The 20,868-nt window shown below is 60.6% G+C and carries 17 protein-coding genes; 7 read left to right on the top strand and 10 right to left on the bottom strand.

What is annotated here, in order from left to right:
• Positions 1–349 precede the first annotated feature (349 nt).
• A complete protein-coding gene (locus tag AB5Z02_RS19480) occupies positions 350–2,482 on the top strand; it encodes a sigma 54-interacting transcriptional regulator (RefSeq protein WP_368216729.1) in 2,133 nt (710 codons plus the stop codon).
• On the top strand, positions 2,479–3,366 hold the full coding sequence (gene fdhD / locus AB5Z02_RS19475) for a formate dehydrogenase accessory sulfurtransferase FdhD (protein WP_368216727.1): 888 nt from the start codon (positions 2,479–2,481) through the stop codon (positions 3,364–3,366). Before AB5Z02_RS19480 ends, fdhD begins: the two co-directional genes overlap by 4 nt.
• Positions 3,367–3,467: 101 nt before the next feature.
• On the opposite strand, the gene asd is transcribed toward fdhD, so the two are convergent.
• The 4 genes from asd to AB5Z02_RS19455 form a co-directional block, all read right to left on the bottom strand.
• On the bottom strand, positions 3,468–4,580 hold the full coding sequence (asd, locus tag AB5Z02_RS19470) for an aspartate-semialdehyde dehydrogenase (RefSeq protein WP_005345266.1): 1,113 nt from the start codon (positions 4,578–4,580) through the stop codon (positions 3,468–3,470).
• A gap of 361 nt (positions 4,581–4,941) precedes the next feature.
• A complete protein-coding gene (locus AB5Z02_RS19465) occupies positions 4,942–6,249 on the bottom strand; it encodes a D-amino acid dehydrogenase (RefSeq protein WP_368216905.1) in 1,308 nt (435 codons plus the stop codon).
• A 154-nt stretch (positions 6,250–6,403) separates the two neighbouring features.
• Positions 6,404–7,924 (bottom strand): cryptochrome/photolyase family protein, encoded by a 1,521-nt coding sequence (locus tag AB5Z02_RS19460; RefSeq protein ID WP_368216725.1) that lies wholly within the window; start codon positions 7,922–7,924, stop codon positions 6,404–6,406.
• Positions 7,924–8,088: a DUF2256 domain-containing protein gene (locus AB5Z02_RS19455; protein ID WP_081849283.1), complete on the bottom strand. Its 165-nt coding sequence runs from the start codon at positions 8,086–8,088 to the stop codon at positions 7,924–7,926. Before AB5Z02_RS19455 ends, AB5Z02_RS19460 begins: the two co-directional genes overlap by 1 nt.
• 460 nt (positions 8,089–8,548) lie before the next feature.
• On the opposite strand from AB5Z02_RS19455, the gene AB5Z02_RS19450 reads away from it, so the two are divergent.
• The gene (locus AB5Z02_RS19450; protein ID WP_368216723.1) at positions 8,549–9,934 is read left to right on the top strand and encodes a tryptophanase; all 1,386 of its coding nucleotides are present in this window, start codon (positions 8,549–8,551) and stop codon (positions 9,932–9,934) included.
• A gap of 132 nt (positions 9,935–10,066) precedes the next feature.
• On the opposite strand, the gene cdd is transcribed toward AB5Z02_RS19450, so the two are convergent.
• The 3 genes from cdd to AB5Z02_RS19435 form a co-directional block, all read right to left on the bottom strand.
• Positions 10,067–10,951 carry a cytidine deaminase gene (cdd, locus tag AB5Z02_RS19445; RefSeq protein WP_005345271.1) on the bottom strand — a complete coding sequence of 295 codons (885 nt, stop codon included), beginning with the start codon at positions 10,949–10,951 and terminating at the stop codon, positions 10,067–10,069.
• Between the two features lie 197 nt (positions 10,952–11,148).
• Positions 11,149–11,835 carry an LrgB family protein gene (locus tag AB5Z02_RS19440; protein ID WP_042658234.1) on the bottom strand — a complete coding sequence of 229 codons (687 nt, stop codon included), beginning with the start codon at positions 11,833–11,835 and terminating at the stop codon, positions 11,149–11,151.
• Positions 11,832–12,188, bottom strand: coding sequence for a CidA/LrgA family protein (locus AB5Z02_RS19435; protein ID WP_005333279.1), 357 nt, complete (start codon positions 12,186–12,188; stop codon positions 11,832–11,834). Before AB5Z02_RS19435 ends, AB5Z02_RS19440 begins: the two co-directional genes overlap by 4 nt.
• Positions 12,189–12,353: 165 nt before the next feature.
• Here AB5Z02_RS19435 and AB5Z02_RS19430 point away from each other — a divergent pair, with 165 nt between their 5' ends.
• Complete coding sequence (locus tag AB5Z02_RS19430; RefSeq protein ID WP_368216721.1) at positions 12,354–14,063, top strand: glycoside hydrolase family 36 protein; 1,710 nt, start codon at positions 12,354–12,356, stop codon at positions 14,061–14,063.
• A gap of 78 nt (positions 14,064–14,141) precedes the next feature.
• On the opposite strand, the gene AB5Z02_RS19425 is transcribed toward AB5Z02_RS19430, so the two are convergent.
• Together AB5Z02_RS19425 and sbcB are read right to left on the bottom strand one after the other, a co-directional pair.
• Positions 14,142–14,642 carry a hypothetical protein gene (locus AB5Z02_RS19425; protein ID WP_005333277.1) on the bottom strand — a complete coding sequence of 167 codons (501 nt, stop codon included), beginning with the start codon at positions 14,640–14,642 and terminating at the stop codon, positions 14,142–14,144.
• A 155-nt stretch (positions 14,643–14,797) separates the two neighbouring features.
• Positions 14,798–16,225, bottom strand: coding sequence for an exodeoxyribonuclease I (gene sbcB / locus AB5Z02_RS19420; RefSeq protein ID WP_368216719.1), 1,428 nt, complete (start codon positions 16,223–16,225; stop codon positions 14,798–14,800).
• A gap of 343 nt (positions 16,226–16,568) precedes the next feature.
• Between sbcB and AB5Z02_RS19415 the strand changes: the two genes are divergently transcribed.
• Genes AB5Z02_RS19415 through AB5Z02_RS19405 form a run of 3 tightly spaced genes read left to right on the top strand, consistent with a single transcriptional unit; the run spans position 16,569 to position 19,836 of the window.
• Complete coding sequence (locus AB5Z02_RS19415) at positions 16,569–17,882, top strand: anaerobic sulfatase maturase (protein ID WP_368216717.1); 1,314 nt, start codon at positions 16,569–16,571, stop codon at positions 17,880–17,882.
• 3 nt (positions 17,883–17,885) lie between these two features.
• Positions 17,886–19,001 (top strand): tetratricopeptide repeat protein, encoded by a 1,116-nt coding sequence (locus AB5Z02_RS19410; RefSeq protein ID WP_368216716.1) that lies wholly within the window; start codon positions 17,886–17,888, stop codon positions 18,999–19,001.
• A gap of 34 nt (positions 19,002–19,035) precedes the next feature.
• Positions 19,036–19,836 carry a formylglycine-generating enzyme family protein gene (locus tag AB5Z02_RS19405; RefSeq protein WP_368216714.1) on the top strand — a complete coding sequence of 267 codons (801 nt, stop codon included), beginning with the start codon at positions 19,036–19,038 and terminating at the stop codon, positions 19,834–19,836.
• Here AB5Z02_RS19405 and AB5Z02_RS19400 read toward each other — a convergent pair.
• On the bottom strand, positions 19,833–20,768 hold the full coding sequence (locus AB5Z02_RS19400) for a LysR family transcriptional regulator (RefSeq protein WP_120414213.1): 936 nt from the start codon (positions 20,766–20,768) through the stop codon (positions 19,833–19,835). The two genes, AB5Z02_RS19405 and AB5Z02_RS19400, sit on opposite strands and share 4 nt — an antisense overlap.
• Between the last annotated feature and the right edge of the window lie 100 nt (positions 20,769–20,868).

Here is a 20,868-nt window from a genome sequence, read left to right as displayed (position 1 = left end):
GACAGTTGACGGCGGCCCACTTTTCAGGCGCCTTAATTGAGATCAAGAACTGATGAAATAACCGGTTAAATATGGCCATCAGATATATTAAATCGGATTGTAATGAAATTTGAGCTCATCTATGATGAGTCGCCATTCCAATATATCCCCCGATAACGATGTTACTTTTTGTTGTCGTTCGTTAATAACAACTCTGGAATTGCAACATGCGACAATTATCGTCACCGCTTTTCTTATTGGCAGCCGCTTTTACGGGCTGCGGCTATTTATTTTGGTGACGGGTGCTTGTCGTGATGCGATGGCATGGACAGCCTGACTGGTGACTAAATCGATATAACGTGAGGCCGCAATGCTAAATGTGAGTGCCATCCCCCTGGACGAGATCTCTCCCATCTGGGACGACGGTTTCCTCCTGCTCTCCAAATCCCTCCTGTCGGCCGTGACGCTCGATGATTTTATCCACAAACTCAACAAGATAGATGCCAGCTTCGGCGGCGTGACCCGGGTCAACCTGATCCTCAACATGGGTGCGGACGAGGAGGCCATCTTCTATTTCATGGGACAGTCCGGCCCAAAGCATCTGGTCTGCCCCAAGGCAGAGCTGCACCTCTCCCCCCGTCCTGCCAAAGAGACACCGGAACAGGCCATCATTCTCGCTGCCGCCCGCTTTGAGAATCGCTGCCCGGCGCTGGATCGCGAAGGGGTCTACGGGGGGCTGCGCTCCTACTGCCAGCTCCCCATCACCACCGCCCGCAGCCACCTTGGCGGGGTCGAGTTTATCAACACCCAGCTCGACAGCTTCACCATGGAGACCCTCGCCAAGCTGACCCAGCTGGCGGCCATTATCGCCATTGCGCTGGAGAACGTGCTCGACAAGGAGCGCACCCTTGAGCAGGCCAACTCCCTGCGCCTTGAGCGCGACAGCTGCAAAATTCTGGTGGATGTGACCAACGCGGTAATCAAACTGGTGCGCATCGCCGAGCTGCCCAAGAGCCTGTTTGCCATCCTGCACCACCACTTCGGCATCAGCAGCTTGTGCCTGGCCGAATACAACGCCACCTCCGACAGCTTCAAGAGCTATCTGGTCAATCAGCACCAGAGCGAGCAGCCGGGCATCATCGACCACTCCTGTTTTGAAAAGAAGTGCCTGCAGGGGGCCCTTGGCCATAGCGAGCCGTTTTTTGTCTATCGCGAACACGGCCACGGCTGCAGCAATCGCTGCCGCTTTACCTCCCAGATCCTGCCCCCCGAGGCCGACAGCTCCTGCATTTTGCCGCTGCGCTATCGGGGCAACCTGCTGGGGGTGTTGATCCTCTCGCACCCCAACGCCGACTTTTTTGCCGATATCGATATCTCATTGCTGGAGCAGGTGGCGGCGCGCACCGCCATTGCCATGAACAACGTGCAGGCGCAGCAGGAGATCTCCAACACCAACGGCGCCAAAGAGAAGACCATTCGCATCAACGAGCCGCAGATGCAGGGGGAGTTTCCCCACATCATCTACCAGAGCGCGGTGATGGAGAGCGTGCTGGAGAAGGTGCGGCTGGTGGCCGAGAGCGACAGTACCGTGCTGATCCTCGGTGAGACCGGTACCGGCAAGGAGCTGATCGCCCAGGCCATTCATGCCCTGAGTGCCCGCCACGACCACGAGATGGTAAAGGTGAACTGCGCCGCCATCCCCACCGGCCTTATCGAGAGCGATCTCTTTGGCCACGAGAAGGGGGCCTTTACCGGTGCCCTGACCCAGCGGATCGGCCGTTTCGAGCGGGCCCACAAGGGCACCCTGTTCCTCGACGAAGTGGGGGATATGCCGCTGGACTTGCAGCCCAAACTCTTGCGGGTATTGCAGGAGCACGAACTGGAGCGGGTCGGCAACAGCAACCCCATCGCGGTGGATCTGCGGCTGGTGGCCGCCACCAACTGCGATCTGCTCTCCATGGTCAAGAACAAGCGCTTTCGAAGCGATCTCTACTACCGCCTCAATGTCTTTCCCATCGAACTGCCGCCGCTGCGCGAGCGCCGCGAGGATATTCCGCTCTTGGTCAATTTCTTTATCAAGAAGATTGCCAAGCGGATGCGCCGCACCATCACCGCCATCCCCGCCGATGCCATGAAAATGCTGGTGTCACTCCCCTGGTACGGCAATATCCGCGAGCTGGAGAACGTCATCGAGCGCGCCGTGGTGATGACCCGCGGCCATGTGCTCAACCTCTCGCCCGATGAGCTGATGCCACTCAAGGGTTATCACAAGATTGAGACCCTGGTCTATGACGAGCCCGCCACGCCGCTCTTTGCCGAGGAGGGGCCGACCGATGAGCGCGAGGCGATCATCGCCGCCCTGCGTGACTGCAACGGCATCGTCGCTGGCGAGCGGGGGGCGGCCAACCGCCTCGGGATGAAGCGCACCACCTTGCTTTCGAAAATGAAGCGGCTCGGCATCTCGGCCAGAGATCCCGAGATCATCGATGGGGTCGCACCATGAGGGGAGAAACAGAGACACCCCTGCCAGAGGCGACAGGCGAGCAGCGCCCAGAACACAGCCGAAAGCCAAGCCCAGAGCAGAGCGAGTTGGCACGCTGCGCCATCCATCGCGAGGTGGTGCACTACCGCGCTGATACCTTGACCTGCGACAGCGAAATGGAGTTGCCCTCCGAGACGCCGGTGGCGCTGGTCTACAACGGCATCGCCCACAGCGTGATGATGTGCTCGGCCTCCGATCTGGAGGATTTCGCCATCGGGTTTTCGCTATCCGAGGGGATCATCGACAGCCTGCTCGATATCCACGACATCGAGCAGATTGATGGCTGTCAGGGGATTGAGCTGCATATCACCTTGGCCAACCGCTGCGTCCATCGTCTTAAAGAGAAGCGGCGCACCCTGGCGGGCCGTACCGGTTGCGGCATCTGCGGCAGCGAGAGTCTGGAGCAGGTGATCCGCACCCAGCCAAGCTTGCCCGACAGTCAGCGTCTGGCGGTGGGCCATATCGACAAGGTATTGAGCGCGCTGCGCCCGCTCCAGTTGCTGGGTCAGCGCACCGGCGCCACCCATGCGGCTGTGCATCTGGATGGTGAGGGCAATATTCTCGCCATCCGTGAGGATGTGGGGCGCCATATTGCGCTGGACAAGCTGGTGGGCCATCTGTGCCGCACGGGCCGCCGTGATGGTGCCATTCTGGTAACCAGCCGCGCCAGTTTCGAGATGGTGCAAAAGTGCGCCAGCGCCGGGGTGGAAATTTTGCTCGCCATTTCGGCTGCCACCGAGCTTGCGGTCGAGCGGGCCGAGCAGACCGGGCTGACGCTGGTGGGCTTTTGCCGCCCTGGGCGGGCCGAGATCTACAGCGGCTGTCAGCGCATTCTGCTCAAGTAATGGCAAGGCCGCAAACCCGCTAAACGGGTCATGACAACAGGCAATAATAAAGGGCGGGGAGTGTGACTCCCCGCCCTTGTTGTCTCTGCTTCTGTGGCGGATTAGCGCGCCAGCAGGATACGCAGCATGCGGCGCAGCGGCTCGGCGGCGCCCCACAGCAGCTGGTCACCCACGGTAAAGGCGGCCAGATACTCAGGGCCCATATTGAGTTTGCGCAGACGGCCCACCGGAATGCTGAGGGTGCCGGTGACGGCCGCCGGAGTCAGCTCGCGGGCGGTGATGTCGCGATCGTTGGGGATCACTTTTACCCAGTCGTTGTGGGCAGCCAGCAGGGCTTCGATCTCCGCCAGCGGCACATCTTTTTTCAGCTTGATGGTGAAGGCCTGGCTGTGGCAGCGCAGGGCGCCGATCCGCACACAGAGACCATCCACCGGAATGACGGCGTTCTCGATACCCAAAATCTTGTTGGTCTCGGCCTGACCTTTCCACTCTTCACGGCTCTGGCCGTTGTCGAGCTTGGTGTCGATCCAGGGGATAAGGCCACCGGCCAGCGGCACGCCGAAGTTGTCTACCGGCAGGGTGCCGGAGCGGGTCTTCTCGGTGATCTTGCGCTCGATGTCGAGAATGGCGGAGGCGGGATCCGCCAGCTCGACCGCCACTTCGTCGCGCAGCATCCCCATCTGGGTGACCAGCTCACGCATATGGCGGGCACCGCCACCGGAGGCAGCCTGATAGGTGGCCACGCTCACCCACTCCACCAGATCGGCCTTGAACAGGCCGCCTAGGGCCAGCAGCATCAGGCTGACGGTGCAGTTGCCGCCAACGAAGGTCTTGATGCCATCGTTCAGGGCCTGTTCAATCACATCGCCGTTGACCGGATCCAGAATGATGACGGCGTCTTTCTCCATCCGCAGGGAGGAGGCGGCGTCAATCCAGTAACCCTGCCAGCCGGCGGCTTTCAGGCGCGGATAGACATCCTTGGTGTAGTCGCCGCCCTGGGCGGTGATGATGATATCCTGCTTGGCCAGCGCCTCGATATCGAAGGCATCTTGCAGAGTACCGGCATCGACGCCGAAGTTGGGAGCGGCCTCACCGGCCTGGGAGGTGGTGAAGAATGTGGGTTGAATATGGGCGAAATCCTGCTCTTCCTGCATCCGGCTCATCAGAACCGATCCCACCATGCCACGCCAACCGACCAAACCTACTTTTTTCATATTGTCCTACCCTGGATTGCTGCTAAAGAAACTCGTGGTGACACCCGTAACCTCTTGTCTGGCGACGCCTGTTTACAAGCGGTTTACAGGCCATTTAAAAAATATGCGCTGCGAAAAATGCGTCTATCCACATTACGGATTGTGACGGCTTGCGCAAGTCGAATTGCGCAATATTCTGTGCCGTTTGCTGCATTAACCGGCAGGGAGAGTACCGCTCAGGCAGACGGGGAGGGAGAAGGTCAACATCAGACGAAAAGGCCACCGTTTATGGCGGTGGCCTGTCAATAAAGCGGTTGAGGACGTCCTCTGCTGTTGTCTGGGGGCGTAGTTGGCGAGTGAAACAGCCCGACAACGTAGGCGCTTAGCCGTAACGGGCCAGGGTCAACCCCTCATCGCTGATGGCGGGCTCGCTGCCGCTGATAAGATCGCACAACAGCTGACCCGAGCCGGCCGCCATGGTCCAGCCCAATGTGCCGTGGCCGGTATTGAGCCAGAGACCGGGAATGGGGCTCGGCCCCACCAGCGGGGTGCCGTCCGGCGTCATGGGACGCAGGCCGGTCCAGAACTCGGCCTTGCTGATATCGCCCCCCTCGGGGAAGAGATCCCCCACCACCATCGCCAGGGTGTCGTGACGTCTGGGGTTGAGAGCGAGGTTGTAGCCCGACAGCTCCGCCATGCCGCCGACCCGGATCCGCTCGTCAAAGCGGGTGATGGCCACCTTGTAGGTCTCGTCGAGCACGGTACTGCGCGGCGCGGCCTCGGCATTGATCATCGGCAGGGTGAGGGAGTAGCCCTTGACCGGATAGACCGGCAGCTCCAGCCCGAGCGGGCGCAGCAGCGGCCGTAAAAAGCCGGTGGCATAACTGCCGAGCGCGCAGACGATGGCATCGGCGCGATAGCGCTGCTCGCTCGCCCGCACCGCCACGGCGCGGCCGCGGGCTTGCTCAATCTCGTCGATGTCGCAGTTGAAGACGAACTTGACCCCGAGCTTCTCGGCTTCAAGGGCAAGGGCCTTGGTGAAGCGGAAGCAGTCGCCGGTCTCGTCGCCAGGCAGGCGCAGGCCGCCGACGATTTTTCCGCGCACCCGCGCCAGCGCAGGCTCTGCCGCCTCGCAGCCGCTGGCATCGAGCGACTGGTAGGGGACGCCATACTCCTCCAGCACCTCAATATCGCGCTGACTGGCATCGAGCTGGGATTGGCTGCGAAACAGCTGCAGGGTGCCGAGTTGGCGCCCTTCGTAATCGATGTTGAGCTCGTCGCGCAGTGCCTTCATACAGTCGCGGCTGTATTCGGCCAGACGCACCATGCGCCCCTTATTGGTGGCATAGGCGGTCGGGGTGCAGTTGGCGAGCATTCTGAGCATCCAGCGTAGCTGGAAGGGATCGGCAGTGGGGCGCACGGTGAAGGGGGCATGCTTTTGCAGCATCCACTTGGCGGCCTTGAGGGGAATGCCGGGGGCTGCCCAGGGGGCCGCATAGCCGGGGGATATCTGCCCGGCGTTGGCATGGCTGGTTTCAAGGGCGACGCCACCTTGTCGCTCCAGCAGGGTCACCTTGTGACCCGCTTTGGCCAGATACCAGGCGCTGGTTACCCCGATCACGCCGCCACCGAGAACCACTATCTCCATATCGTCTTTCCTTGACTGATCTCCTGATGTGGCCACCACCATAATCAGCCGCCACAGGATATTCAACCGCTCTGCGCAGGATTGGGATCTCCGTCTGCTTGCCTGTCACAGACTGGTGTTTGGTGCGATGACGCGCCTGATTGCCAGCGTAAATCGCTGCGCTGTTTTCAGGGCAGTGTCAGGGGGTATGGCCCGCTTACAACTGCTCAAGGTGGATCAGGTAGTGCTCCGCAGTCGCCAGAATGGCCTGCTGTTGTCCGGCGGCTTGGCCATCCCAGTTGGCATAGGGGAGGGCGAGGCGAGGGTTGTTGCCGAGCTTGTCCCGATTGCGCCAGAGAAAGTGCCAGTAGAGGCTGTTGAAGGGGCAGCTCCCATCACCGTGGCGGGCTTTGACCTGATAGTGGCACCCCTTGCAGTAGTGGCCCATCCGCTCGAGATAGGCGCCGCTACTGGCGTAGGGCTTGCTGCCCATCAGGCCGCCATCGGCAAACTGGCTCATGCCGCGGGTGTTGGGCAGCTCCACCCACTCGATGGCATCCACATAGATGCCGAGATACCACTGATCCACCTCGTCAGGATCGATCCCCGCCAGCAGGGCAAAGTTGCCGGTCACCATCAGCCGCTGGATATGGTGGGCGTAACCGTGCTCGAGGGACTGGCCAATGGCGTGGCGCACGCAGGCCATCCTGGTTTCGCCGTTCCAGAAAAAACCGGGCAGCGGCCGGTTGGCCCCGAGAAAATTGGTCTGCTGGTAGTCGGGCATCTTCTCCCAGTAAAGGGCACGGACAAACTCGCGCCAGCCGAGGATCTGGCGGATAAAACCCTCGACCTGCGCCAAAGTGATGGTTGCCTGATTGGCCTGCCAGTGGGATTCGGCAGCGCGGATCACCTCAAGCGGATTAAGCATCTTGCTGTTGAGGGAAAACGACAGACGGCTGTGAAACAGGCTCCACCCCCGCTCGCTCAGGGCATCCTGATAGCGGCCAAAGTGGGGCAGGCAGTGGGCCAGAAAATGGGCCAGCAGCTCGCGACTCTGGCGCCTTGTGATGGGCCACGGCAGCTTGCTGGCATCCGCCTCGCCGATGGTACTGACCCCGTGGAGGGTCAGCATGGCGTCAATCTCGCTCACCTCATTGGCAAAGGTGAGGGGTTCCGGGATCGGCTGACGCTCCGGCAGCTTGGCGCGGTTCTCGTCATCAAAATTCCAGCGCCCGCCAAGGGGTTGTCCGCGCTCATCGAGCAGCACCCGGTATTGCTTGCGCAAGGAGCGGTAGAAGAACTCCATCCGGCTGTGGGGATAGCGCTGCCAACCATCGCGGGGGGTGAGAAAGTGTTCGCTATCCACCTCGGTAGCAGGGATGGCAAGGCCTGCCGCCCAGCTTTTCAACTGGCTGGCGAGGCGCCACTCATCCGGGCTCTGCCAGGCGAAGCTGTCGGCCTGATGTGCTTCGAGCTGAGCCTCCAGCAAGCCGGGCAAATCGGGCCAGTGGGTGCTCTCATCAAGGGTCAGGTAACAGACGCGGTGGCCCGCCTTGCCAAGGGCCGCCGCGAAGGCGCGCATGGCGGCAAAGAAGGACAGCACCTTCTGACGGTGGTGGCGGCAGTAGTCGGTCTCTTGGCGCAGCTCCGCCATCAAATAGCAGACCTCCGGATCCGGGGTGCGAAACCAGCTGTGACCGGCGTTCAGCTGATCGCCGAGCACAAGGCGCAGCTCCATCAGACTCGCTCCCCCTCAGGTTGCTGACTGCTGTGACGAGCGTGGCGACAGCGCTCGCTGCAGTAGCGAACCTCCTCCCAACTGCGCGCCCACTTGCGTCGCCAGCTGAAGGGGCGCTGGCAGACGGGGCAGATCTTCTCGGGCAGATGGGGTTTGCGATGCATGATGGCTTCCGGCCCTGGCTGATGGGGGATGTGGTGTGTGGGTAGGGAGAATAACGAACCGGGGGCGTGGACGGATCAACCTCACTGCCAGTTTGCCGCGCAGATGCGCACTTTGTGAGCGGGCGCACAGCCCGTCAGTGCGTCCCTTGTTTGCAAATTAACCAGCCGTTAACGTGGCGAGGCTGCCCGTTGGCAGCATCCATCAACGGATCTTGTTGGCCATCGACTGTCTACAACCGATATGGAGGGGAGTGATGCCAATCATGACAGCTACGCCCCGGGCAGCCTGCCTGCTCGCCCACTGGTATACCCGGGATCCCATTCTCACCTTCGACTTTCCTCACCGCTGATTGGCGGCACCCGCCGTTTGAATTTGTCAGCCGGACGACCCTGATCGCCCCGGCCTCTTTGCCTATCCCGATTTCAAACACACTGGCCTTGCGCCGGTGAGGAGTCTTATATGCGTCGTATACCCGAGCCGTTTCGTATCAAGATGGTCGAGCCCATCAAACAGACCACTGGCGCCGAGCGCCGCGCTGCCCTCGAGGCCGCGGGCTGGAACCCCTTCCTGCTGCTGGCCGAGGATGTCTACATCGATCTGCTGACCGACAGCGGCACAGGTGCCATGTCCGATCGCCAGTGGGCCGGTATCATGATGGGGGATGAGGCCTATGCGGGCAGCCGCAACTTCGTCGAGCTGGAGCGCACGGTGCGCGACATTTTTGGTTACCAGCATGTGATGCCCACCCACCAGGGGCGCGGGGCCGAGCAGATCCTCTTCCCCGAGCTGGTCAAGCGTTGCCGGGGCAAGGCGCCGGTGTTTATCTCCAACTACCATTTCGACACCACCAAAGCCCATGTGGAGTTGGCTGGCGCGCGGGCCATCAATCTGCTCACCCCGAAAGCCCTCGACACCACGGCCCCCTACGCCTGGAAGGGGGATTTTGATCTTCCCCGCCTGACCGACACCATCGAGACCCTGGGGGCCACCAACGTGGCCGGCATCATCATCACGGTCACCTGCAACAGCGCCGGCGGCCAGCCGGTCTCCATGGCCAATATGGAGGCGGTCTCCGAGCTGGCCCGTCGCCACCAGATTCCGGTGGTGATCGACGCCGCCCGCTTTGCCGAGAACGCCTGGTTTATCAAGGAGCGGGACCCGGCCTATGCCAAGCGCAGCATCAAGGAGATAGTGCGCCAGATGTTTGCGCTGGGGGACATCTTCACCATGTCGGCCAAGAAGGACGGGCTGGTCAATATCGGCGGGCTCTGTTGCTTCAAAGAAGATCTCGACCTGTTTCGCGCGGTGCAGGTGCGCTGCGTGGCGATGGAGGGATTCGTCACCTATGGCGGTCTCGCCGGGCGGGACATGGCTGCGCTCGCCATTGGCCTGCGCGAGGGGATGGATGAGGAGTATCTCACCTATCGCATCAGTCAGGTGGCTTATCTCGGCGAGCGGCTGGCCGAGGCGGGCATTCCCATCCAGACCCCCACCGGCGGTCATGCGGTGTTTGTGGATGCCAAAAAGCTGCTGCCCCATATTCCGGCCGAGCAGTTCCCCGCCCATGCGCTCGCCTGCGAGCTCTATCTGGAAGGGGGCGTGCGCGGGGTGGAGATTGGCTCCCTGCTGCTCGGGCGCGATCCCGTCACCGGCAAGCAGGAGGCGGCGGACTTTGAGCTGTTGCGCCTTACCATTCCGCGCCGGGTCTACACCCGGGATCACATGGACTATGTGGCCGACTGCCTGATCGCGGTGAAAGCGCGGGCCAGCGACATTCGCGGGCTCACCTTTGATTACGAGCCGCCGCTGCTGCGCCACTTCACTGCGCGGCTAAAACCGGTCTGATCAGCAACCGGTTAGACGGGGTGATCAACCGCGCCAAACCGTAAAGATCTCCGGCCACTCCCGGTTAAATGGCCAAGTAAAAAAGCCCCCGCACCAAGGTGCGGGGGCTTTCGTTTATCGAAGCAAACCGGGTCAGACCGCCTGATACTCCAGCTCGACCGAGCCCAGCGCCTTGAGGGTGGACTGGGCGGAGTCACGCTGGCTGATCTGGCCATTTTTATTCTCCAGCAGCACGGCGCGGCGGATGGTGGCGAGATCTTCGCCGTTAAGCACCGCATGGGCGCAGGCCATCTGCATCGGCGGCAGGCTGGGGTTGAAGGCGGCGTTCTCGGCGTAGCGGCCAGAGAAGATACGGCCATCGGCAAACTGCAGCGCTACCGCGGCATAGCCCTGGCTGTAGGGGGCGTAGCTTTGACGGGCGGCGGCCAGCGCGGCCTGCCACAGCGGGTCTTCGCTTTGAAGTTCAAGCTCTGCATGATCCTGCGGGCTCATCAGCGCATCCGTGATGTCGAGATCTGCCGGGCCAAACGAGTGGGGCAGGAAGGATTGCAGGGCGCTCAGGTCATCGGGCAGAGAGACTTTCAGGATCTTGGCGGTGCTCAGCTCGTTCATGAACTGACGGCAGTGGCCGCAGGGGGTGTAGTTGACGGTGATTTCAGAGATCCCGGTCTCGCCACCCAGCCAGGCGTTGGAGATGGCGGACTGCTCGGCGTGAACCGAGTGGAACAGACCCTGACCCGCAAACTCCATGTTGGCACCGAAGTACCAGCTGCCGCTCAGGCCGCAGGCGATGGCACCGACATAAAACTTGGAGATGGGGGCTACCGAGCAGGCGGCGGCCAGCGGCAACAGGGCGAGGCGCAGGGCGCGATCATCGAGACCTGTGGCGGCTTTCAGGGTGGCGACTTGCTCCGGCGTGAAGCGGGCGTTGAAGTCGGCACTATCCAGCATGGGCTGCACGGCTGCTTTGAGCGGGGCAGAGAGGGTATCGAATGGCTTGGCAAAACGGGGATGCATAGTGTGTCCTCAAAGGCCAATTGGGCGGCCATTGTAGGGAGCAAGCTCGGGTAAATGTGTGAGCAGGCTCACGCCCTGATGGGCAAACGGAGGGGGATGGTAATGGAAACGTTTGTCTTGTGCAAATTGTGCGGCAGGTCGCACCCCGAGAGGCCAGCAGGCCCCTCGGAATGGTCAAGAGGTGGGCAATGGGGTGATCAGATCAGCCAGTGATAGATGGCAAACAGCAGCGGGGCGACGGCAGCGGTGAGGATGCCGCACACCACCATGGCGAGCGATGCAAAGGCCCCCTGGGTGATCCCCTTCTCGGCGGAGGTAGCCGTGCCGATGGCGTGGGCACAGGCCCCCATGGCGAGCCCTTGGGCTTCCGGATCGGTCACTTTCAGCAGTTTGAGCAGTGGATAGCCGATCAGGGCACCGACAATCCCCACCACCACCACCACGGCGGCCGCGATGGCGGGAATGCCGCCGATGGACTGGCTGACGCTCATGGCGAGCGGGGTGGTGATGGATTTGGTGGCCAATGAGGCGAGCAGCGCCGGATCAGTGCCCATAAAATGACCGATCAGCAGGGTTGTGCACACCGAGATCAAGACGGAGGCGAGGGTACAGATTAGGATGGGCTTGAGCTTGGCCTGGATCTGGCGTGCCTGCTGATAGAGCGGCAGTGCCAGCGCCACTACGGCGGGTTCCAGCAGCATGGTAATGGGGCTGCTGCCGCGCTCGTACTGCTCAAGGGGCAGATCGAGCCAGAGCAGCAGGCCGATGATCACCGCGGTCGGCACCAGCACCGGATTGATGATGGGCCAGGGCAGGCGGCGATAGAGGGCGCGAGTGGCGAAATAGAGCGCCAGGGTCAGGGGAATTGCGAGCCAGAAGATCATTTGTTCATCCTCTGGTAGAGCCGACCGACGGTGGCGAGGATCAGCACGATCCCGAGCACGATGCAGAGCATGATGACGCCGAAGGATTGGCGCAGGGGCTCAAGCCAGGCCACCAGCCCGACAGCGACCGGCACGAACAGCACGCCCATGTGGCGCAGCAGCAAGCCAGCGCCCAGCTCGACCCAGTGCAGCTTGATCAGTTGCAGGGAGAGCAGCACAAACAGCAGCAGCATACCGATGATGCTGCCGGGAAAGGCGAACGGCAGGATGGCTGCCACGGATTTGCCTGCCAGCAGGCAGGCGACGATGACCATAAAGTCACGAAAGTACAGCAAGGCGCGTTGCGCGATCACGTGAACCTCATCGACTGGGAAGAAAAATCGCAGTTTACCAGAGAGGCCGGGTCGCGGCATTAAAACAATAACAACTGAAATCAGTTCGTTTGAAGCTGATTTGTATGCAGATTATCTGTTGAACATCGTCTGATAGAACCCTTTTTCGAACTACAAGGAGTAGTGATGACATCCCTCTTGTCCCGAGTTCGCCAGCTGGCGAACGATAATGTGTTGCCACCCCACCTGCTGCAAACCCGTCAGTGGGAAGGGCCCCTGTGTCGGGTGCGACTCGACAACACCGGCGCTGATGCCACTCCGGTTGAGCGCTGGGTGCTGTTTGACGGCAAGCTTGGCCTGCCGGTGGAGAGCGCCATCTATGGCGAAGGATTCCAGATGCTGGCCCAGACCATGGGTTGCTGGCAATCACCGCAACATGTCGGTCGTTGTCCCGATGCCAGCGTCTATCGCATCACTGATGACAATGACTATCACACCATTCACAACCTGTTGCTGGTGGAGCATGGCAAGGGGTGGCTGCTGCTCGCCTTTGCCAGCTGCCACCGTTTTGGCGGGGAGTTTCGCCTCTATCCCGATGGTCGCTTGAAGATCCTGATGAACTGCGAAGGGCGAAAACTCGCGGCTGGTGAGCATTGGCAGAGCGAGGCGCTGATCTGCCTCGAAGGGGCGGAGCGCGAAGATCTGCTGGCCGAACTGGCACGGCTGATCGAGGTCGAACATGGCTCGCTGATCGGCAAGGTGAGTGAGCGCCCGAGCGGCTGGTGCTCCTGGTATCACTACTACGCCGAGGTGAGTGCTGCCGATATTCGCGAGAACCTGCAGGTGCGTGCCGAGCGCTTCCCGGCCCTGCGCTATGTGCAGATAGACGACGGCTATCAGGCCAAGATGGGCGACTGGCTCACTCCGTCGGCCAAGTTCGAGCAAGGTGTAGCCTCACTGGCTGCGGAGATCAAACAGGCTGGCTGCGAACCCGCCCTCTGGGTCGCTCCCTTTATTGCAGAGCCCACTTCGCAAGTGTTTCAGGAGCACCCCGATTGGTTTGTGAAGGGGGATGACGGTCTGCCGCTGCCTTCCGAACGGGTTACCTATGGCGGTTGGCGCTGCACTCCCTGGTATGTGCTGGATGGTACCCACCCCGAGGTGCAGGCGCACCTTGAGCAGGTGTTCCGCACTTTGCGTGAGCAGTGGGGCATCCACTACTTCAAGCTGGATGCCAATTTCTGGGGCGCTATCCACGGTGGTCGTTTCCACGATCCGGCCGCCACCCGGGTTGAAGCCTATCGACGCGGTATGGTGGCCATTCTGCGTGGTGCTGGTGAAGGCGCTTTCCTGCTCGGTTGCAACGCGCCCATCTGGCCCAGCCTTGGGCTGGTGCACGGCATGCGGGTGAGCGATGACGTGGAGCGCAATGGCCACCGCTATCGCCAGATCGCCCGCGAGGCCTTCTGCCGCGCCTGGCAGAATGACAAGCTCTGGGCCCTTGACCCCGACTGCATCTGTCTGCGTGATCTGCCGAGCCAGCAGGCAAGCAAGGCGGATTACGGCTTCCATCTGGCAGCGCTGGTGGCGAGCGGCGGCATGATGCTGGCCGGTGATCGACTGCAAGATCTCGATGAGGAGCAGGCGGTGCAACTGTGCAAGTTGTTGACGCTCTGCGCGGCTCGGACACCTTCTGCCCGTTTCGAGTCGATGGACTTTGCCTGCGGCGAAGTAAGCCTGCCCGAGGGCGGTACTCTGCTCTGCTTGTTCAACTGGGAGGGGCAACCACAGGAGTTTCTGCTGCCGGAAGGGGGAACCGATTTTTGGCAGGGACAGGCAGTCGGCACGGCTGTCACCCTGCAAGGGGGTGAGGGGCGGGTGATCCGCTACACCTGATCACAGCGTCACCATAAACAATTCAGGCTCCATCACGGAGCCTGAATTGTTTCAATCAGCGGTTATCAGCCACGTTTTTTAGTAACGCCACTCAAAACCGACGGCGTATTTGGCGGAGCCATAGCCCGGGATATCACTGCCGGAGGCGATCGCCTTGAGGGTCAGCAACGGGGTGATGGGCACCCCCAGACCAAAACCGATGGCCAGTTGATCATTGGGGTTCCCCATCAGATCGACCCGCATCACCCGATAGAGGGACATATCCTCGCTCAGGTGCATATAGGCTTGCGAAGCGCGGTTATAGACCTGACCAAACACCTCCAGCTGGAAACCTGACTGGGCGCTAATGGCCAGCGGTACCCCGACAAACTTGTAGAGATGGGAGCCGTTGAAGTAGCTGTTGGTGATCAGGGGAGTGAAATCAGTCTGCTGATAAAGGGAATTGAAGTTCTGTTCTACGATGCGATAGGTCTGCTCGGGCAGGCGAGCAAGATAGTCCGGCACATCGAACCGGTATGCGGCGTTGGCTGCCAGCGGCAGCAGTGCCAGTAATCCGAGCAGTGCGTGGTGACGAGGCATCAGCAAATGGCTTCCGTTCGGCCAAAGAGATCTCTTGCTTGGGAGACATCCGCTCAGGATGTTGCAAGATATTGGTTTTTGGGGAAATCCCCTTCGTCATTATGACCTGAAGAAGGGGACGGGCGGGAAGGATTTATTGTGAAACTACTCACAACTCATAAATCTTCCAGATAGTGGTAGAGACTCTTAAGAATCGCAAAGTTCCGTTCGTTACTCTGGTTCTGCTCGGCCAGTGCCTCGAGTCGGGGCACGTAGTCCGGCAGACGACGGCTGAAGTAGTCGCTGCAGTGCAGGCGCCAGCGTTTCTGCTCTGCTTCGCTCAAGGTGTGCGGCCAGTTGCGGGCGCGGTAGCGAAACAGCATCTCCGGCAGCCGGGCGTCGGTAAAGGCGAACTCCCTCTCACCCAGCAGATCCGCGGGGGTGGCACGCACCAGATCCATGGTGGACTTGTCGCCATGGCCAAAGAATCCGGCGTAGAGCTGGGTATCGGGGTCGCTCTCATTGCTGCCGGCGAACTCCTGATTGAATACTTCCACCAGTTTTTCCCGCACCTCGGGGTGGGCGCGCAGCAGATCCAGGCTCTTGCGGCACTGCTCCCGATCGATGCCGAGCTCGTCGGCGCGCTCCGCCGTCAGGGTGGCGGCCGGCGCCAGCACCGGGCACTTGTTGATGTGCACCAGTTTCACCGGAATGCCCGCCAGATCCCCCAGCTCCTCTTTTTTGGTATAGAGGCGCTCGCGGATCTCCTCGCTGGTGAGCTCGATAAGCGGGGTGGGGTCACGGGTCAGATCCACCATGATCACCGCGTTCTGGTTGGTGGGGTGCCAGGCAAGTGGCGAGACCCAGCTTGCACAACCCTGCCAGGGGGAGAACATGCCGGAGACGTGCACCAGCGGCTTCATGGTCACCACGTCAATCAGCGCCTTCACCTTGTTTTTGTTACGCAGATCAAAGAGATAACCAAACAGCTTGGGTTGGGCTTTTTTCACCAGCTTGGCCATCTCGATGGTGGCCAGCACGTCCGAGAGTGCATCGTGAGCATTGGCGTGGGCGACGCCGTTGGCGACCGTCAGCTTCTCCAGCCGGAAACTCGGCTTGCCCTCATCGTCCAACGCCCACTCGATCCCCTCCGGGCGCAGGGCATAGCAGGCCCGCAGCATGTCGAGAATATCCCATCGGGAGTTGCCGTTCTGCCAGCTGTAGGCATAGGGGTCATAGAAGTTGCGATAGAGGGTGTAGCGGGTCACTTCATCATCGAAGCGGATGCTGTTGTAGCCAAGCACACAGGTATTCGGCGTGGCGAACTGCTCGTGGATCTGGCGAATGAAATCCGCCTCGCACAGCCCATCCTTCATCGCCTTTTGCGGCGTGATACCGGTAATCAGGCACGCCTCCGGATCCGGCAGGTAGTCTGCCGGCGGCTTGCAGTAGATGACCAGCGGCTCGCCAATGATGTTGAAATCCGCATCGGTACGAATACCGGCAAACTGCGACGGCCTGTCCTTGGCGGGGCTGATGCCGAAGGTTTCGTAGTCGTGGAAGTAGAATGTTGGCTCGTTGCCCGCGTGTGCTGTTTTGCTCATGTTGCTCGAGATGAGGTATCCGATGACGGTAGCGCCTGGCGCTAGGGTGGGCGGTGCCAGGCACCACAATTGTGTGCATGGTAAACCATAGCGCAGGCAGAACGAAGGGCGAGCCGTGCAGGTGGTGGTTTATTGGGCGGTAGCTCCCGACATCTTGTGCACTTCTGTCTGGCTCAGCGGGACTATACGACCAATTGATCTCGTAGGATGCGATGATTTTTTATGACATCAGAATGTTAGCCTGGTCCCATATCCGCTGGTTATAAGGGGTATAACCAGCGTGTGACAGCGGGAGCCTTTAGACTGCAGGCCTCAAAACAGCAATTTTGCAGGTGGTGCAGTTATGGTGATTACTCAGGGTCCACAGTTCAACGGCATGGCATCCAAGCGGATGCATGTGATGGCCAAACCTATCGGGGCCGTGTGCAACATCGACTGTACCTACTGCTACTACCTCAGCAAGCAGGATCTGCTGGAATACAAGAAGGGGTGTTCGCCCCAGATGGACGAGCAGACCCTTGAGACCTATATCCGCCAATATATCGAGGGGCAGAATACCCCCGAGATCATCTTCTCCTGGCAGGGGGGCGAGCCGACGTTGCTCGGGCTCGACTATTTTCGCAAAGTGGTCGAGTTGCAGCGCAAATACCAGCCGCAAGGGGTGGTGATTGCCAACGACCTGCAGACCAACGGCATCCTGCTCAACGATGAGTGGTGTGAATTTCTGGCCGCCAACAACTTTCTCATCGGTTTGAGCATCGATGGCCCCGAGCTGCTGCACAACGCCTATCGGGTCAACCGAGCCGGGCGCGGTACCTTCAATCAGGTGATGACGGCGGTGGCGATGTTGCACAAATACAAGGTGAAGTTTGCCACCCTGACTTGCGTCAACAACCTCACCAGCAAGAATGCGCTGGAGGTTTATCGCTTCCTGCGTGATGAGGTGAAGTCGCCCCAGATGCAGTTTATCCCCATCGTCGAGCAGAAGAGTTTTCGCACCACCGCGCCCCAGACCTGGCAGCCGCAGGAGCAACTCAAGCAGGGGGACAAGCGCCTCAATCCCTGGCACAAAAATTCGGTGGTCGAGCCCTGGTGCGTTTCGGCCGAGGGGTGGGGGGATTTTCTCATCACCATTTTCGATGAGTGGGTGCAGCGGGATCTGGGACGGGTCTTCGTGCAATATTTCGAGGCGAGCGTTGAAACCTGGATGGGACGCAAGAACCCCCTCTGTACCTTGGGGGAGATCTGCGGCAAGGGGCTGGCGATGGAGCCCAACGGCGATGTGTTTGCCTGTGACCACTATGTCTATCCCAAGTACAAGATCGGCAATATCCACCATCAGCCGCTCAGTGAACTGGCGTATTCGCCCGCCCAGCAAGCGTTCGGCTTTGCCAAATCGCGCAGCCTGACCCGCCAATGCCAGCAGTGTGACTACCAGTTTGCCTGCTATGGGGAGTGCCCGAAGAACCGCTTTATTCGCACCCACGAAGGGGAGGCAGGTCTGAATTACCTCTGTGCCGGTTGGTACAAGTTTTTCAGCCATATCGATCAGTCGATGGCCTATATCCTTCGCCGTGCCGGTTACCCTGTGGCTCATGGCAAGTATCGTGATGCGGTGATGAGTAACGGCGTCTTGACACATGGTCAGAGGAAATAAGCGATGCAGAGCATGTTGAGTCGCTGCGAGTTCCGTCACACCCGCTCCGGCACCATGGGCGCCTTGTGGCTGGCCCTTGGCATGACCCTGTCTGGCCCAGCGCTGGCGGTAGCCAGCCCTGGGCCGCCGGTCACCACATCAGCGAATGGGGCACCCACTGCATCCGTGGCGGCCAGTGCCCCCTCAGCCGCCCAGATCCAGCAGTGGGCCTACAGTGCGCAGAATATCTCCCTGCCAGCGGTGGAGCGGGCCGACGCCCTGCGCCAGCTGGCCGCCTATCCGAACCAGAACAGTCTGGTGGCGGTGGCCAGAAGCCTGCGTGATGAGCACGCATTGGTGCGCGAAGCGGCGGTGATTGCCGCCGATCCCTATCAGTTTGCGCACCGCTGGCGACTGCTCTCGCCGCTGCTGGCTGACAGCAGTGCCGAGGTGCGCCGCGCCGCTACCCTCAATCTGGCTCGCGATTATGGCGCCATGAATGAGGGGCAACTGAGCGCCATTGGCCAGCCGCTGGCGGAGGTGAGCGAGTATCTCGCCAGGCAGCAGGACCCTGCGCAGCAGCTGTTGCAGGCAGATCTCTATCGCTGGACCCGGCAGTGGGACAAGGCGCAGGCAAGCTACGAACAACTGCTTGCCAATCAGCCTGACAATCCCCAGCTCTGGCTTGGCCTTTCTGACAACTTGCGGGCCCGGCAACGGGATGGCGAGGCGCTGGCCTTGCTCAACAAGGGGATTCTTGCGCTGCCGCAGAATGCCAACCTCCATTACGCCAAGGCGCTGACCCAGGTGCGCCTCGATCAGAAGAACGAGGCGGCAGTCACCATGGCACAGGCGGCGGAGCTCGCTGGCAATAACAGCTACTTCTGGTATCTCAACGGGGTGCTGCAAGAGCCGCTGGATCTCGAGAAAGCCATCGGCTCGTTCGAGCTTGCCTACCGGATCTCCGGCGCGCCGGAACAGCTCTATGCGGTGTGCGATATCTACCTTCGCCACGATCACCCAAAGAGCGACGCCTGCATGAGTGAACTTGGCAAGATAGCGCCCCCCGAGGTGCTGGCCGAGCTCAATAGCAAGCGCGCGAGCAAGACGATCGCGCCGCCGGTTTCCGCTGGCCAGTAATGGCTGCCACTTCTCTTACTGCACAGGTCAGGCTATGACGATCATACCGTTCAAATGCGCAATTCCGTTGCTGGCGACCACCCTGCTGGTGGCCGGCTGCACCCTCTCGGTCAAACAGGGCAACCAGCCGCTCCATCCGCTGCGACAGAAGATTGAAGCGGACATGGTGCTGGTGGAAGGGGGCCGTTTTGAGATGGGCTCCAACGACCCTGCCGCCAAAGCGAGCGAAGGGCCGCAGCATGCGGTCTCGCTCAACAGCTTCTACATGGCAAAATTCGAGGTGACCCAGGCTCTGTTCGAGGCGGTGATGGGCCCCTCCATCAGCTATTTCCAGGCGCCGGATGTACCGGTCAACAACCTCAGCTGGCAACAGGCCAATCTGTTTGTGACAAGGCTCAATGAGTTGACCGGCGCTCACTACCGCCTGCCCACCGAAGCTGAGTGGGAGTATGCAGCCAAGGGGGGCAAGCTGAGTAAAGGCTATCGTTACAGCGGCTCCGATCAGATTGACGAAGTGGCCTGGTACAGCGGCAACGCCAAGAATAGCGCCTATCCGGTGGGGCTGAAAAAGCCCAACGAGCTGGGGCTATACGACATGACCGGCAATGTGGGGGAGTTTGTGGCTGATGCCTATGAAGAGACCTTCTATCGCCACACTCCTCAAGAGAACCCGAACAATGCCCAGGAGAGCAAGAGCCACCTTGCCCATAAGTCGGTGCGAGGCGGCAGCTACGCCTATGAGGCTGAATTGTCTGAAAATTTCCGGCGTGATTTTGCCAGCCAGTCGGTGATGATGGCTGACATGGGATTGCGACTGGTGCGAGATGCCCGTTAGGACTGAACGATGGAGGTGGTCAGCCCCAGCTCGCTGACCACTTCGAACAACTGCTGGCGCAGCCAGCGGTGGCCAGCCTCGGTGGTCCGGCTGGGGTGCCAGATGGCCGACAGGCTGAATACTGATTCCTCGAAGGGGAAGGGGAGTACCCGCACATCATACATGCCGGCAAAGGTATTTATGATAGAGGTAGGCAAAACCCCGATGATCTCGCTGCATGCAATGATGGGCAGCATCTCCATGGCGGTCGGCACCCGTACCACGATATTGCGGTTGGCCATTTGCGGCAGGTGCTCGGCGGTGATCATGCTGCCTCTGACCTGCCACTGGGCCAACGCCACATGCTCCTCGGTAAAATAGGCCTCTACCGTCAAGTTGCTGCCCAGTCGCGGGTGGTTGCTGGCACACACCACCTTCACTTGCTCGCCGTAGAGCACCTCGCTCTTGAGCATGCTGCGCCCGCTCTGGGTCATGTCGATGATGAGATCATAACGCTGCATCCGCAGGTCACTCTCCATATCCTCGGTAAACAGGGGATGCACCTCGAGCGAAATACCCGGGGCGTGTGCCCGGATCTTGCACAGCAGCGCCGGGACCAGTTGGGCGCTGACCAGTCTGACACAGGCGATGGAGAAGACTCGCTGGGAAGTGCGTGGATTGAAGGTGCGCGAGGTCGAGAGGGTCGAGCTGAAGTTTTTCAGCGCGGCCGCCATCGCCGGATAGATGTCGATGGCAAACGAGGTGGGCTCCATCCCCACGACCTTGCGATTAAACAGAGGATCACCGTAGATCTCCCGCAGTCGCTTGAGGGCCTTGCTGACGGCGGGTTGGCTGATTTCCATGCGTGTCGCAGCCCGGGAGAGGCTGCGCTCTTCATAGATGGCGACAAAGATCGGGATCAGGTTCAGCTCGGTACTTCTGATGTCTAACAAGAGAGGCCTCGTTACATGTTCGTGGAAAAATCACACTGCCTTGGCTCTGTCGGGTAGCCGGAGGGGAGAACCTGCCACGCCAGTCAGGTGGCATGGCAGC

The sequence above is a fragment of the Aeromonas sp. R2-3 genome (assembly GCF_040908375.1).
In the GTDB taxonomy this organism is placed as follows: domain Bacteria; phylum Pseudomonadota; class Gammaproteobacteria; order Enterobacterales; family Aeromonadaceae; genus Aeromonas; species Aeromonas veronii.
This window is presented reverse-complemented; position numbering and strand designations above follow the sequence as displayed.